9 protein-coding genes, 2 tRNA genes and 1 pseudogene are annotated in these 13,234 nt (G+C 69.4%); all 12 read left to right on the top strand.

The window, feature by feature from the left end:
- Positions 1-302 precede the first annotated feature (302 nt).
- The 12 genes and pseudogenes from dnaA to leuE all read left to right on the top strand — a co-directional run bounded on the left by dnaA (position 303) and on the right by leuE (position 13,229).
- Positions 303-1,766: a chromosomal replication initiator protein DnaA gene (gene dnaA, locus JOD65_RS03040; RefSeq protein ID WP_191193816.1), complete on the top strand. Its 1,464-nt coding sequence runs from the start codon at positions 303-305 to the stop codon at positions 1,764-1,766.
- Positions 1,767-2,172: 406 nt separating this feature from the next.
- Positions 2,173-3,309: a DNA polymerase III subunit beta gene (gene dnaN / locus JOD65_RS03035; protein ID WP_191193817.1), complete on the top strand. Its 1,137-nt coding sequence runs from the start codon at positions 2,173-2,175 to the stop codon at positions 3,307-3,309.
- Positions 3,310-3,412: 103 nt separating this feature from the next.
- Positions 3,413-4,399 (top strand): annotated as a pseudogene (gene gnd, locus JOD65_RS03030) (phosphogluconate dehydrogenase (NAD(+)-dependent, decarboxylating)); the annotation flags it as partial.
- 7 nt (positions 4,400-4,406) lie between these two features.
- The gene (recF, locus tag JOD65_RS03025) at positions 4,407-5,573 is read left to right on the top strand and encodes a DNA replication/repair protein RecF (RefSeq protein ID WP_191193819.1); all 1,167 of its coding nucleotides are present in this window, start codon (positions 4,407-4,409) and stop codon (positions 5,571-5,573) included.
- Positions 5,563-6,138, top strand: coding sequence for a DciA family protein (locus JOD65_RS03020; protein ID WP_191193820.1), 576 nt, complete (start codon positions 5,563-5,565; stop codon positions 6,136-6,138). The genes recF and JOD65_RS03020 overlap by 11 nt, the downstream gene beginning before the upstream one ends.
- Before the next feature lie 392 nt (positions 6,139-6,530).
- Entirely contained in the window at positions 6,531-8,621 is a 2,091-nt protein-coding gene (gene gyrB, locus JOD65_RS03015) for a DNA topoisomerase (ATP-hydrolyzing) subunit B (protein ID WP_307821362.1), read from the top strand.
- 61 nt (positions 8,622-8,682) lie between these two features.
- On the top strand, positions 8,683-11,412 hold the full coding sequence (gene gyrA / locus JOD65_RS03010; protein ID WP_191193821.1) for a DNA gyrase subunit A: 2,730 nt from the start codon (positions 8,683-8,685) through the stop codon (positions 11,410-11,412).
- A 7-nt stretch (positions 11,413-11,419) separates the two neighbouring features.
- On the top strand, positions 11,420-11,965 hold the full coding sequence (locus tag JOD65_RS03005; RefSeq protein ID WP_191193822.1) for a DUF3566 domain-containing protein: 546 nt from the start codon (positions 11,420-11,422) through the stop codon (positions 11,963-11,965).
- 83 nt (positions 11,966-12,048) lie between these two features.
- Positions 12,049-12,122: transfer RNA gene (locus JOD65_RS03000), tRNA-Ile, on the top strand.
- A 35-nt stretch (positions 12,123-12,157) separates the two neighbouring features.
- Positions 12,158-12,283, top strand: a complete 126-nt coding sequence (locus tag JOD65_RS23025; RefSeq protein WP_224747136.1) for a DLW-39 family protein — start codon at positions 12,158-12,160, stop codon at positions 12,281-12,283.
- A 33-nt stretch (positions 12,284-12,316) separates the two neighbouring features.
- Positions 12,317-12,392 (top strand) — tRNA-Ala (locus tag JOD65_RS02995).
- 165 nt (positions 12,393-12,557) lie between these two features.
- Positions 12,558-13,229, top strand: coding sequence for a leucine efflux protein LeuE (gene leuE, locus JOD65_RS02990; RefSeq protein ID WP_191193823.1), 672 nt, complete (start codon positions 12,558-12,560; stop codon positions 13,227-13,229).
- The last annotated feature ends 5 nt before the right edge of the window (positions 13,230-13,234 follow it).

Below are 13,234 nucleotides of genomic sequence, written 5' to 3'. Positions count from 1 at the left end.
GGATGACATCTTGCTCCACGCCTCCACCGGTTGTTACGTTCAAGGCCTCCGCGGTCCGTCCCGACCCCGGTCCGACCAGGGTCCAGCACGCCATGTGATCTGGGTCACAGACCGCTCGAATCGGTCTCTGACCTGCGGAAACGCTGGAAGGATCACCAGCCGTTGCGGCCGTGGGGGTCTGATCCCACGGATCGGGCCCGGCAGTTCACAGCTTGTGGACAACTCTGTGGAAGCCTCACCGGTCACATCGGTGGCGCCGCCCCTGCGAGGCCGGATCCAGAGCAGCACACGAGCACGACGACATGGTGGAAGCGAAGGCGGTCCGGGTGGACGATCAGCAGGTAGATCTCGGGACGGCGTGGCAGCAGATCGTCGAGGACCTCCAGCCCAACCAGCGGGCCTGGCTGCGACCGAGCGTCCCGATGACCTTGCACGAGAACACGGCGATCATCGCCGTGCCCAACGACTTCACCCGCAACCAGCTCGAGGGCCGGCTGCGCAACCACATCGAGGACGCGCTGACCGAGGGCTTCGGTCGCGAGATCCGGATGCTCGTGACGGTCAACCCGGCGCTCGAGGCGGAGGCCCAGCCGCACATCGACGAATCGACAGATCGATCTGTCTCTTTGTCGACAAACATCCAGACGGCGTACGAGCCCCCCGCTCCGGTCACGATCGAGCCGCACGAGCCGGTCGGCGTCAGCGGCGAGCGCCGGCCCTCGGCCCTGGAGACCCGCCTCAACCCGAAGTACACCTTCGAGACCTTCGTCATCGGCTCGTCCAACCGGTTCCCGCACGCCGCTGCCGTGGCCGTCGCCGAGGCACCGGGCAAGGCCTACAACCCGCTCCTGGTCTACGGGGAGTCAGGCCTGGGCAAGACCCACCTCCTGCACGCGATCGGCCACTACGTGCGCAGCCTCTACAGCAACGCCAAGGTGCGCTACGTCTCCAGCGAGGAGTTCACCAACGAGTTCATCAACGCGATCCGCGACGACCGGCAGGACCGGTTCAAGCGCCGCTACCGCGATGTCGACGTCCTGCTGATCGACGACATCCAGTTCCTCGAGGGCAAGACGCAGACCCAGGAGGAGTTCTTCCACACGTTCAACACCCTCCACAACGCCAACAAGCAGATCGTGCTGACCTCCGACCGCGCGCCCAAGCGGCTCGAGGCGCTGGAGGACCGGCTGCGCAACCGGTTCGAGTGGGGCCTCATCACCGACGTCCAGCCGCCGGACCTCGAGACCCGCATCGCGATCCTGCGCAAGAAGGCCGCGATGGACCGGCTCACGGCGCCGCCGGACGTGCTCGAGTTCATCGCGTCGAAGATCCAGACCAACATCCGCGAGCTCGAGGGCGCGCTGATCCGGGTGACGGCGTTCGCCAACCTCAACCGCCAGGAGGTCGACATGACCCTGGCCGAGATCGTGCTCAAGGACCTGATCCCCGAGGGCGGCGAGCCCGAGATCACGCACGCGCTGATCATCGCCCAGACCGCCGCCTACTTCGGCGTCTCGCTCGAGGACCTCACCGGCCCCTCCCGCGGGCGGCACCTGGTGATGGCCCGCCAGATCGGCATGTACCTGTGTCGCGAGCTCACCTCGATGTCGCTCCCGCAGATCGGACGCGAGTTCGGCGGCCGCGACCACACGACGGTGATGTACGCCGACCGCAAGATCCGCCAGCTTCTCGCCGAGCGCCGCGCAGTCTTCAACCAGGTCAGCGAGCTCACCAACCGCGTGAAGATGCAGGCCCGCCAGGCCTGACGTCCGAACCGCCGGCGAGGTGCTCGGTGTGTGGAGAACTTGTGGTTCGGTCCGCCGCGTCGTCCCCAGCCCCTGTGCACTCATCGGGACGAACGACACGAACCGCGACGCCGTCCACACCTCACGCCAGTGGCGTCGATCAGTGTCCACACCTGTCATCCACAGGCTTACCGGCCGCTGACCTGCGCAAACGTTCCTTGTCCACACTTTCCACGGACCCTACGACGACTATGAACCTCAACACTGGTCCGATCTCCCGCAAACACCTGACCGCCCTCACTCTGGGGAGAACCCTGCCGCGGGCTCGACAGCGCGTGGCAGGATGCACTTCCCACGTGCACGCGTGTGGTTCCCGCCCGCGTGCAGCCGCTCGTTGCCCGCACCACCTCTCGTCGAGGAGACCCTTGTGAAGTTCCGCGTCGAACGCGACGTCTTCGCCGATGCCGTTGCCTGGGCTGCCCGCAGCCTGCCGGTCCGCCCCAGCTCGCCGGTCCTGGCCGGTCTGCTGATCGAGGCGAACGACGCCGGGCTGGTGCTCTCGACGTTCGACTACGAGACCTCGGCCCGCGCCACGCTCTCCGCCGAGGTCAACGACGAGGGCAAGGCGCTGGTGAGCGGACGCCTCCTCGCTGACATCTGCCGCAGCCTGCCGGCCAAGCCGGTCGAGCTGACCCTCGACGGTCCGCGCGTCTCGCTCACCTGCGGGTCCGCGCGCTTCAGCCTGCAGACCATGCCGGTCTCCGACTACCCGACGCTGCCGGAGATGCCCTCGGCCACCGGCACCGTCTCCAGCGCCGACTTCGCCCACGCCGTCGCGCAGGCCGTGACCGCGGCCGGCCGCGACGACATGCTGCCGGTGCTCACCGGCGTACGGATCGAGATCGACGGCTCGACCATGGCGCTCCTCGCCACCGACCGCTTCCGCCTCTCGCACCGCGAGCTCACCTGGAACCCCCAGTCCCCCGACGAGTCGGTCGCCGCTCTCGTGCCGGCCAAGGTGCTCGGCGACACCGCCAAGTCGCTCACCTCCGGCGCCGAGGTGACGATCGCACTGAGCTCGAGCGGCACCGGCGAGGGCCTGATCGGGTTCGAGGGCACCGGCCTGGGCGGCGTACGTCGCACCACCACGCGGCTGCTCGACGGCGAGTTCCCCAAGGTGCGCTCGCTCTTCCCGGCCGAGCACCTCACCGTGGCCAAGGTCAGCAAGGCCGACCTGATCGAGACCGTCAAGCGCGTCGCGCTGGTCGCCGAGCGCAACACCGCGGTGCAGATGAAGTTCGGCGACAACCAGATCGTGCTCGACGCCGGCTCCGGCGACGAGGCGATGGCGACCGAGGCCGTGGACGCCGACATCAACGGCGACGACCTCACCACCGGCTTCAACCCGCAGTTCCTGCTCGACGGCCTCACTGCCATCGACGGGGAGATGGTCGACCTCGCCTTCACCCAGGCGACCAAGCCCGTGGTCATCTCGGGCACTGATGCCGACGACACCACGGGGTCGTTCCGCTACTTGCTGATGCCGCGAAGGCTCCTGTCGTAATCGGTGGGTCTCGGTACAGCACGTCGCGAGCTCGCAGGCTCACTCGCGGTGCCACTCGACCTCCCTCGACACGCCGTGCGCTCGTTCCTCGCTCACGGCTAGTCTCGTGACCATGGACATCGGACTCGTCGGACTCGGCAAGATGGGCGGCAACATGCGCGAGCGCATGCGCCGCGCGGGAATCACGGTCGTGGGCTACGACCGCAACCCCGACGTCAGCGACGTCGACTCGCTCGAGGCGCTCGTCGAGGCACTGCCGAGCCCCAAGGTCGTGTGGATCATGGTCCCCGCAGGCGATCCGACCCGCGCGACCGTCAAGGAGCTCGCCGCCCTGCTGGGCGAGGGCGACGTGGTGGTCGACGGCGGCAACTCGCGCTGGACCGACGACATCGCCAACGCCGAGCTCCTGGCGGAGAAGAAGGTCGGCTACGTCGACTGCGGCGTCTCCGGTGGCGTGTGGGGCCTTGAGAACGGCTACGCCCTGATGTACGGCGGCGACGGCGACGACATCGCGAAGGTGCAGCCGGCCTTCGACGCGCTCAAGCCCGAGGGCGACTACGGCTCGGTCCACGCCGGCAAGGTCGGCGCCGGGCACTTCTCCAAGATGGTCCACAACGGCATCGAGTACGCGATCATGCAGGCGTACGCCGAGGGCTGGGAGCTGCTCGAGGCGGCCGAGCTCACCGACAACGTCACCGAGGTCTTCCGCTCCTGGCGCGAGGGCACGGTCATCCGCTCGTGGCTGCTCGACCTCATGGTCTCCGCGCTCGACGACGACCCGGGCCTGTCGAAGGTCGCCGGCTACGCCGAGGACTCCGGCGAAGGACGCTGGACCGTCGAGGCCGGCATCGAGCACGCCGTCGCGACCCCGGCCATCACCGCCGCGCTCTACGCCCGCTTCGTCTCCCGCCAGGACGACTCGCCGACGATGAAGGCCGTCGCGGCGATGCGCAACCAGTTCGGCGGCCACGCGGTCCGCTCCGCGGCACCCAAGGGCGGCGACGCCGAGGGCAGCAGCTCCGGTGCCGAGCAGTCGGAGACGGCGAAGAAGGCCGGTGCGGGCAGCGGCCAGGAGCCCGGCGAGAGCTGATGTCCCTGTGCACGTCGCGCACCTGACCCTGCACGACTTCCGCTCCTACGCCGACATCGACGTCGCGCTGGAGCCGGGGGCGACGGCGTTCATCGGTCGCAACGGCCAGGGCAAGACCAACCTGGTCGAGGCGATCGACTACCTCTCGCGGCTCTCGTCGCACCGCGTCGCGACCGACGCGCCGCTGGTCCGGGCCGGCGCGGACCAGGCGATCGTCCGCGCGTCCGTGGTGAAGGAGGGACGTCCGGCGCTGATCGAGGTCGAGCTCAACCCCGGGCGGGCCAACCGCGCGCGGATCAACCGCTCGCCCCTCCCCCGTCCTCGCGAGATCGTCGGCCTCGTGCGCACGGTGGTCTTCTCCCCCGACGACCTGACGCTCGTGAAGGGCGACCCGTCGGACCGGCGCAAGTTCCTGGACGACCTGCTGATCCTGCGCTCGCCGCGGCTGGCCGGCGTGCGGGCCGACTACGACCGGGTGCTCAAGCAGCGCAACAGCCTCCTCAAGACGGCCGGCGTCGCCCGTGGCTCGTCGCGCGACGCGGCGATGTCCACGCTCGAGATCTGGGACGACAACCTGGCCCGCGTCGGCGCCGAGATCCTCGGCGCCCGGCTGCGGCTGGTCGAGGACCTGCGCCCCTACGTCGGCAAGGCCTACGAGGCGGTCGCCCGCGGTGCGAGCCGCGACGACGCCGACATCGACTACCGCGCGAGCGTCGACCTGGGTGAACCGCCGGTCGAGGAGGTCGCGCAGCCGGGGTCACGCGACCCGCTCGAGGCTGCGCTTCTCGACGCGATCGCCGCCCGGCGCAAGGAGGAGCTCGACCGCGGCATCTCCCTCGTCGGTCCGCACCGCGACGAGCTGCTGCTCTCCCTCGGCGACCCGCAGCTGCGGCTGCCTGTCAAGGGCTACGCCTCCCACGGGGAGTCGTGGTCGTTCGCGCTCGCGCTTCGACTGGCGTCGTACGACCTGCTGCGCGCCGACGGCGACGACCCGATCCTGGTCCTCGACGACGTCTTCGCCGAGCTCGACGCCGAGCGACGCCAGCAGCTGGCGGAGCTCGTCGCTGGTGCCGAGCAGGTGCTGGTGACGGCCGCGGTCGCCGCGGACGTGCCCGCCTCCCTCCAGGGCGTCCGCTACCTGGTCGCGGACGGCACGGTGACCCGTGACGACTGACGACCGCCCCACGGACCCCACCCCCGAAGGGGTGTCCGACGAGCCCGCGCCGGGCGACGCGGCTGCCGAGCACCAGCCCGACGGGCTCGACCTGGCGCGCGCGGCGGCCCGGGCAGCGGGCGCCACGCCGGGCGGCAAACCACGGAAGAAGTCCTCGACCTTCCGCCGTCGTACGTTCACGAAGTCCTCCGGCGCGCGACCCGACGACCGCGACCCGCAGCTGCTCGACCAGGCGATGGGGCGGCTCATCGCCAACCACGGCTGGGAGCTCGACCTCAAGGTCCAAGGGGTCTTCGGGCGGTGGGCCGAGCTGGTCGGCGACGAGGTGGCCGACCACTGCACGCCGGAGTCGTTCGACGACGGCCGGCTGGTGGTGCGCACCGACTCGACCGCCTGGGCCACCCAGCTCAAGCTGCTCGCGCCCACCGTCGTACGACGTCTCAACGAGGAGCTCGGGCACGGCACCGTGACCCTGATCGAGGTGCTCGGACCCCACCTGCCGAGCTGGACCAAGGGGCGGCTGTCGAGCCGCGACGGTCGCGGTCCGCGCGATACCTACGGCTGAGCCGCGTTCTGCCGATCTGCGAGCCTCCGGACCACATGGGGACCCACCGACCCCCCTGTTCGACCGGCTGACAGGCCTCCACAGGCCCGCTGAGGGCACATTTTCCCCTGGATCCATCCCCAAGCGGGGGTTGGTGCTTCGGTTCAGGCGCCCTGACAGGTAATATGACGGTCACGAGTCGCACGCCGTGTTGCCCCGCAACCGCCGCGACTCGACTCATGTCGAACGCACCCGGATCTCGTCCGGGTCGATGAGCAGAAGGCTGTGCCTTGAGCGAAGAGAACCACGAGTCCACTCCGGCCACCACCGACGCCGCTCCCGGTTCCGCTCCTGATCCACAGCCTGCCGACGGTCCGAGCGAGACCGAGCGCGCCGAGGCGCTGGCCGCAGCCGTGGAGGAGGCTGTCGAGGAGAAGCGGTCCACGACGGCCGTCGACGGCAGCGTGGAGTACGACGCCTCCGCGATCCAGGTGCTCGAGGGTCTCGAGGCGGTGCGCAAGCGCCCCGGCATGTACATCGGCTCCACCGGCGAGCGCGGCCTGCACCACCTGATCTGGGAGATCGTGGACAACGGTGTCGACGAGGCGCTCGCCGGCTACGCGACCCGGATCGTGCTGACGCTCCAGTCCGACGGCGGGGTCCGGGTCGAGGACAACGGTCGCGGCATCCCGACCGACACGGCCCCAGGCCAGGACATGCCCGCGCTGACGATGGCCCTGACGATGCTCCACGCCGGCGGCAAGTTCGGCGGCGGCGGCTACAAGGTCTCCGGCGGTCTCCACGGCGTGGGCGTCTCGGTGGTCAACGCGCTGTCCTCGCGCCTGGTCGCCGAGGTGAAGAACCGCGGTCACCTGTGGCGCCAGGCCTTCCAGCTCGGCGTCCCCGACGCCGACCTCGCGCAGGTGCGCCCGCTCGAGGCGGGCGAGGGCACCGGCACGACGGTGACCTGGTACGCCTCGGAGGACATCTTCGAGGCCACCAACTACAACCTCGAGACCATCACCTCGCGCCTGCGCGAGATGGCGTTCCTCAACAAGGGCGTCGAGTTCGTCGTGCGTGACGAGCGGGCCGACGCCGAGTCGCGCGTCGACGCGGTGCAGGACGACACCGTCGATGCCGGCATCGACAGCGCCGGGCACGACGCCATCAAGCGCGCCGAGTCGGGCGGCCTCGAGCAGGTCTTCAAGTACGACCGCGGCCTCGTCGACTACGTCGAGCACCTCAACCGCCGCAAGGACAAGGCCAACGCCACGGTCATCTCCTTCGAGGCCGAGACGGCCGAGGGTGCCTCGGGCCAGCACATGAGCCTCGAGGTCGCGATGCAGTGGAACACCTCCTACACCGAGTCGGTCCACACGTTCGCCAACAACATCAACACCCACGAGGGTGGCACGCACGAGGAGGGCTTCCGGTCCTCGCTGACCTCCCTGGTCAACAACTGGGGCGAGGAGTGGGGCCTGATCAAGAAGAAGGAGGACCGCGTCTCGGGCGACGACATCCGCGAGGGCCTCACGGCGATCGTCTCCATCAAGCTCGGCGAGCCGCAGTTCGAGGGCCAGACCAAGACCAAGCTCGGCAACACCGAGGCCAAGGGCTTCACCCAGCGGATCATGAACGACCAGCTGGGTGCCTGGTTCGAGGAGAACCCGGCCGAGGGTCGCGACATCGTCCGCAAGTCCCAGGCCGCCGCCAACGCCCGGATCGCCGCCCGCAAGGCCCGCGAGCTCGCGCGCGGACGCAAGGGCCTCCTCGGCGGCGGCGGTCTCCCCGGCAAGCTCAGCGACTGCCAGTCGACCAACCCGGTCGAGTGCGAGGTCTTCATCGTCGAGGGCGACTCGGCCGGCGGCTCCGCGCGCCAGGGCCGCGACCCGCGCATCCAGGCGATCCTCCCGATCCGCGGCAAGATCCTCAACGTCGAGAAGGCCCGCATCGACAAGGTGCTCGCCAACACCGAGGTCCAGGCGATCATCTCCGCCCTCGGCACCGGCATCCACGAGGAGTTCAACCTCGACAAGCTGCGCTACCACAAGGTCGTGATGATGGCCGACGCCGACGTCGACGGCCACCACATCAACACCCTGCTGCTGACGCTCCTCTTCCGCTTCATGAAGCCGCTGATCGAGCACGGCTACGTCTACATGGCGCAGCCGCCGCTCTACCGCCTGCGCTGGAACAAGCCGGCCGAGCACGAGTTCGTCTACTCCGACGCCGAGCGCGACGCTCTCCAGGCCGACGGGCTGGCCCAGGGCAAGAAGCTGCCCAAGGAGAACCCGGTCCAGCGCTACAAGGGTCTCGGCGAGATGAACGCCGACGAGCTGTGGGAGACCACGATGGACCCCGACGCCCGCCTGATGAAGCAGGTGACCCTCGAGGACGCCGCCCAGGCCGACGAGATCTTCTCGATCCTCATGGGCGAGGACGTCGAGCAGCGCCGCTCCTTCATCCAGCGCAACGCCAAGGACGTCCGTTTCCTCGATATCTAGGCCGCTAGTCGCATCTACGACCAGCCCTAGACATTCCTAGAACGCCAGAGAGAAGCGAATCATGACTGAGACCCCCACCGACAGCACCGGCGCCGGCGGCTTCGGCTTCGGCGACGACCGCATCCAGCCGATCGAGCTGCAGACCCTGATGCAGCAGTCCTACATCGACTACGCGATGACGGTGATCGTCGGGCGCGCGCTGCCCGACGTGCGCGACGGGCTCAAGCCGGTGCACCGACGGATCCTCTACGCGATGTACGACGGCGGCTACCGCCCCGACCGCGGCTTCTCGAAGTGCTCGCGCGTCGTCGGTGACGTGATGGGTCAGTACCACCCGCACGGCGACACCGCGATCTACGACACCATGGTCCGCCTCGCGCAGCCGTGGGTGCTGCGCGCGCCGCTGATCAACGGCCAGGGCAACTTCGGCTCGCCGGGCAACGACTCCGCCGCCGCCATGCGATACACCGAGTGCCGGATGGCGCCCCTGGCGATGGAGATGGTGCGCGACATCGACGAGGACACCGTCGACTTCCGCCCCAACTACGACGGCCGCTCGCAGGAGCCGACCATCCTGCCCGCGCGCTTCCCCAACCTGCTGGTCAACGGCTCGGCCGGCATCGCGGTCGGCATGGCGACCAACATCCCGCCGCACAACCTGCGCGAGGTCTCCGAGGGTGCGATCTGGGCGCTCGAGCACCCCGACGCCAGCCGTGAGGAGCTCCAGGACGCGCTGGTCGAGCGGATCAAGGGCCCCGACTTCCCCAACGGCGCCCTCATCGTGGGCCGCCAGGGCATCGAGCAGGCCTACCGCACCGGCCGCGGGTCGATCGCGCAGCGCGCGGTGGTCGAGATCGACGAGGACGCCAAGGGGCGCACGATGCTCGTCATCAGCGAGCTCCCCTACATGGTCAACCCCGACAACCTGGCGCTCAAGATCGCCGAGCTCGCCGACTCCGGTCGCATCCAGGGCATCTCCGACGTCCGCGACGACACCAGCTCCCGCACCGGCCAGCGCCTGGTCATCATCCTCAAGCGCGACGCCGTCGCCCGCGTGGTGCTCAACAACCTGTTCAAGCACACAGAGCTGCAGACCAACTTCTCGGCCAACATGCTGGCCCTCGTCGACGGCGTGCCGCGCACGCTGCCGATCGACCAGTTCATCTCCAACTGGGTGACCCACCAGATCGAGGTCATCCAGCGGCGTACGCGCTTCCGCCTCGCCGAGGCCGAGCGCCAGGCCCACATCTACCGCGGTCTCGCCAAGGCGCTCGACGCGCTCGACGAGGTCATCGCCCTCATTCGGCGCAGCCCCGACGTCGAGGAGGCGCGCAGCGGGCTCATCGCGCTGCTCGACATCGACGAGGTGCAGGCCAACGCGATCCTCGAGATGCAGCTGCGGCGCCTGGCGGCCCTCGAGCGGCAGAAGATCATGGACCGCCTCGCCGACCTCGAGCTCGTCATCGCCGACCTCGAGGACATCCTCGCCAACGAGCCGCGCCAGCGGAAGATCGTCTCTGACGAGCTGCAGGAGATCACCGACAAGTACGGCAACGACCGGCGTACGCAGATCATCGCCGCCGACGGCGACCTGTCGATGGAGGACCTGATCCCCGACGAGGACCTCGTCGTCTCCATCACCCGCGGCGGCTACGCCAAGCGCACGCGTGCCGACCAGTACCGGCTGCAGAAGCGCGGCGGCAAGGGCGTGCGCGGTGCGACGCTGCGCGGCGACGACGTCGTGCAGCACTTCATCGCCACGACCAACCACCACTGGCTGCTGTTCTTCACGACCGCCGGTCGCGTCTACCGCACCAAGGCCTACAACCTGCCCGAGGCCGCACGCGACGCCAAGGGCGGCCACGTCGCCGGCCTGCTGAGCTTCCAGCCCGACGAGGACATCGCCCAGGTGCTGGCGATCCGCGACTACGAGCAGGCCCCCTACCTCGTGCTCGCCACCCGCGCCGGCCTGGTCAAGAAGACCAAGCTCGGCGACTACAACAGCCCGCGCCAGGCGGGCGTCATCGCGATCAACTTCCGCGAGGACGACGACGAGCTGATCGGCGCCGAGCTGGTCAACGCCGACGACGAGATCCTGCTCGTGTCCCGCAAGGGCCAGGCGATCCGCTTCCAGGCCAGCGACGACCAGCTGCGTCCGATGGGTCGCGCCACGGGCGGCGTGCGCGGCATGAAGTTCAAGCACGACGACGACGCGGTGCTCTCCCTCTCCGTGATCCGGGCCGCCCAGGTCGCGGCCGAGGAGGCGGTCGAGGAGGCCGGTGCGTCGGTCGAGGACAGCGAGGTGAAGGAGCAGTACGTCTTCACCATCACCGACGGCGGCTTCGCGAAGCGCTCGCGCATCACCGACTACCGCACCACCAACCGCGGCGGTGTCGGCATCCGCGCGGTCAAGCTCACCAACGAGGACCGCGGCGGCCTGGTCGGCGCGTTCATCGTCGAGGAGGGTGACGAGGTGCTCTCGATCACCAGCGGCGGGCAGGTCGTCCGCAGCCCGATCGACACCAACTTCCGGGCCACCGGCCGCGACAGCCAGGGCGTGAAGTTCGTGACGCCCAAGAAGGGCGACACGGTCGCCGTGGTGGCCCGCTCGGTCGAGGCGCGTGAGGACGAGGAGGTCGAGGAGCAGGCCGCCGAGGCCGCCTCCGAGGTCGAGGCGGGCGCCCGTGAGGCCGCCGCCGAATCGCCCGACGTGGTCGACGATGCAACAATCGATGGTCAGGACGCTGTCGAAGCGCCTGCCGATGCCCCCGTCGACGACACCGAGGAGTGAGTGACCCATGTCGGAGCGCACCGCGACTCCCCGCCGTACCTCAGGGGGCGAGCCCAGCAAGCGGTCCCTGACCGAGCGGCTCCAGGACACGCTGTCCAGCGCCGCTGAGGAGCACCGCGCCAACGCCGGACCGGCCGCGTCGCGCGGCAGCCGCGTGCGTCGGTCGGCCGGCCGCCAGCCGCGTCGGGCCCGGCTGCGGCTGACCCGGGTGGACCCGTGGTCGGTGATGAAGACGTCGTTCCTGCTCTCCGTTGCGTTCGGTGTCGTCACCTTCGTCGCCATCTTCATGGTGTGGTCGGTGCTCGGCGCTGCCGGCGTGTGGGACTCGATCAACTCGGCCGTGGCGAGCATCGTCGAGGGCGACAGCGGCAACTCCACCTTCGACGTCACCAACTACGTCGGGATGTCGCGCGTGCTCGGCTTCACGCTCCTCGTCTCGGTCGTCGACGTCATCCTGATCACCGCGATCGCGACCCTCACGGCGTTCCTCTACAACCTCGCGGCCGCCCTCCTCGGCGGCATCGAGGTGACCCTCGCCGAGGACGAGAAGTGAGCCCGGCCTGAACGACGCCGGGCCGATTGGCACCGCCTGACCGAGGTCAGGTAACCTTCGGCGTCGCCGCTTGCGGCGTGCACGGGCCTATAGCTCAGACGGTTAGAGCGCTTCCCTGATAAGGAAGAGGTCGGAGGTTCAAGTCCTCCTAGGCCCACTCCATCCCCTTCGCTCCGATCCCGAGGAGAGTCCATGAAGAAGCTCCTGCTGGTCGCACTCGCCGCCGCCGGTGCGGTCGTCGCGAAGAAGAAGATGGACGAGGGCAAGAACGAGCAGGCCCTCTGGGCCGAGGCCACCGACACCGTCGAGAAGGCCTGAGCCCGTTCCCTCCACCGAGCGCCTCGCGCTCACGGGGCCTTGGCGCAATTGGTAGCGCACCTGCTTTGCAAGCAGGGGGTTAGGGGTTCGAGTCCCCTAGGCTCCACCACTATTCCTTTCGTGTCGAAGTCCCCGCACGTGCGGGGACTTCGTCGCCAGTAGGCCGTTGTAACGGCCTACAGGCGCACAACTTCCCCAACAAGTCCGTGTGACGTCCGGCCCATCCCTCGGAATCGGTGATCCGCGCCCCACGACCGGCCGCACACTGGGACGCGTGCTGGGCATCACCGACCTCCCGACCTACCTCGTCGGTCTCGTCCTGATCATCCTGCTGCCGGGCCCGAACTCGCTCTACGTCCTCTCCGTCGCCGCGCGGCGGGGGGTCCGGAGCGGGTACGCCGGCGCGGCGGGCGTGTGGACCGGCGACGCGGTGCTGATGACCCTGTCCGCAGCCGGCGTCGCGTCGCTGCTGCAGGCCAACCCGGCGGCGTTCGCCGTCGTGAAGTGGGTGGGCGCGTCCTACCTGCTGTGGCTCGCCATCGGCATGCTCCGCGCGGCCTGGGGCATGTGGCGCTCGCGCGTCCCCGTCGCCGACCAGATCGCCGACGCCGCAGTGGAGGCCGGCGTGGAGCCCCGGGCGCGTGGTGAGCGGCCCTACCGGCGCGCGCTGGTGATCAGCCTGCTCAACCCCAAGGCGATCCTCTTCTTCGTCGCCTTCTTCGTGCAGTTCGTCGACCCGGCCTACGCCCACCCGGTCGTCTCGTTCCTGCTGCTCGGCACTCTTGCGACCCTGGCCAGCGCGGCGTACCTCAGCGTCCTGATCTTCGGCGGCACGCACCTCGCGGCCGCCTTCCGACGGCGCAAGGCGCTGTCGGCGGGGGCTACCTCGGCGGTCGGTGCGATCTTCGTCGGCTTCGCGGTGAAGCTGGCCCTGGCCTCGGCCTGACCGAC

It is taken from the genome of Nocardioides cavernae (assembly GCF_016907475.1).
In the GTDB taxonomy this organism is placed as follows: Bacteria; Actinomycetota; Actinomycetes; order Propionibacteriales; family Nocardioidaceae; genus Nocardioides; species Nocardioides cavernae.
The sequence above is the reverse complement of the archived record's forward strand: the minus strand, read 5'-3'. Positions and strand labels throughout refer to the sequence as shown.

What these genes read in the sequence shown, in the direction of transcription:
- dnaA (WP_191193816.1), top strand. Translation starts at nt 303, where the DNA reads ATGGTGGAAGCGAAGGCGGTCCGGGTGGACGATCAGCAGGTAGATCTC.
- gyrA (WP_191193821.1), top strand. Translation starts at nt 8,683, where the DNA reads ATGACTGAGACCCCCACCGACAGCACCGGCGCCGGCGGCTTCGGCTTC.
- JOD65_RS03005 (WP_191193822.1), top strand. Translation starts at nt 11,420, where the DNA reads ATGTCGGAGCGCACCGCGACTCCCCGCCGTACCTCAGGGGGCGAGCCC.
- JOD65_RS23025 (WP_224747136.1), top strand. Translation starts at nt 12,158, where the DNA reads ATGAAGAAGCTCCTGCTGGTCGCACTCGCCGCCGCCGGTGCGGTCGTC.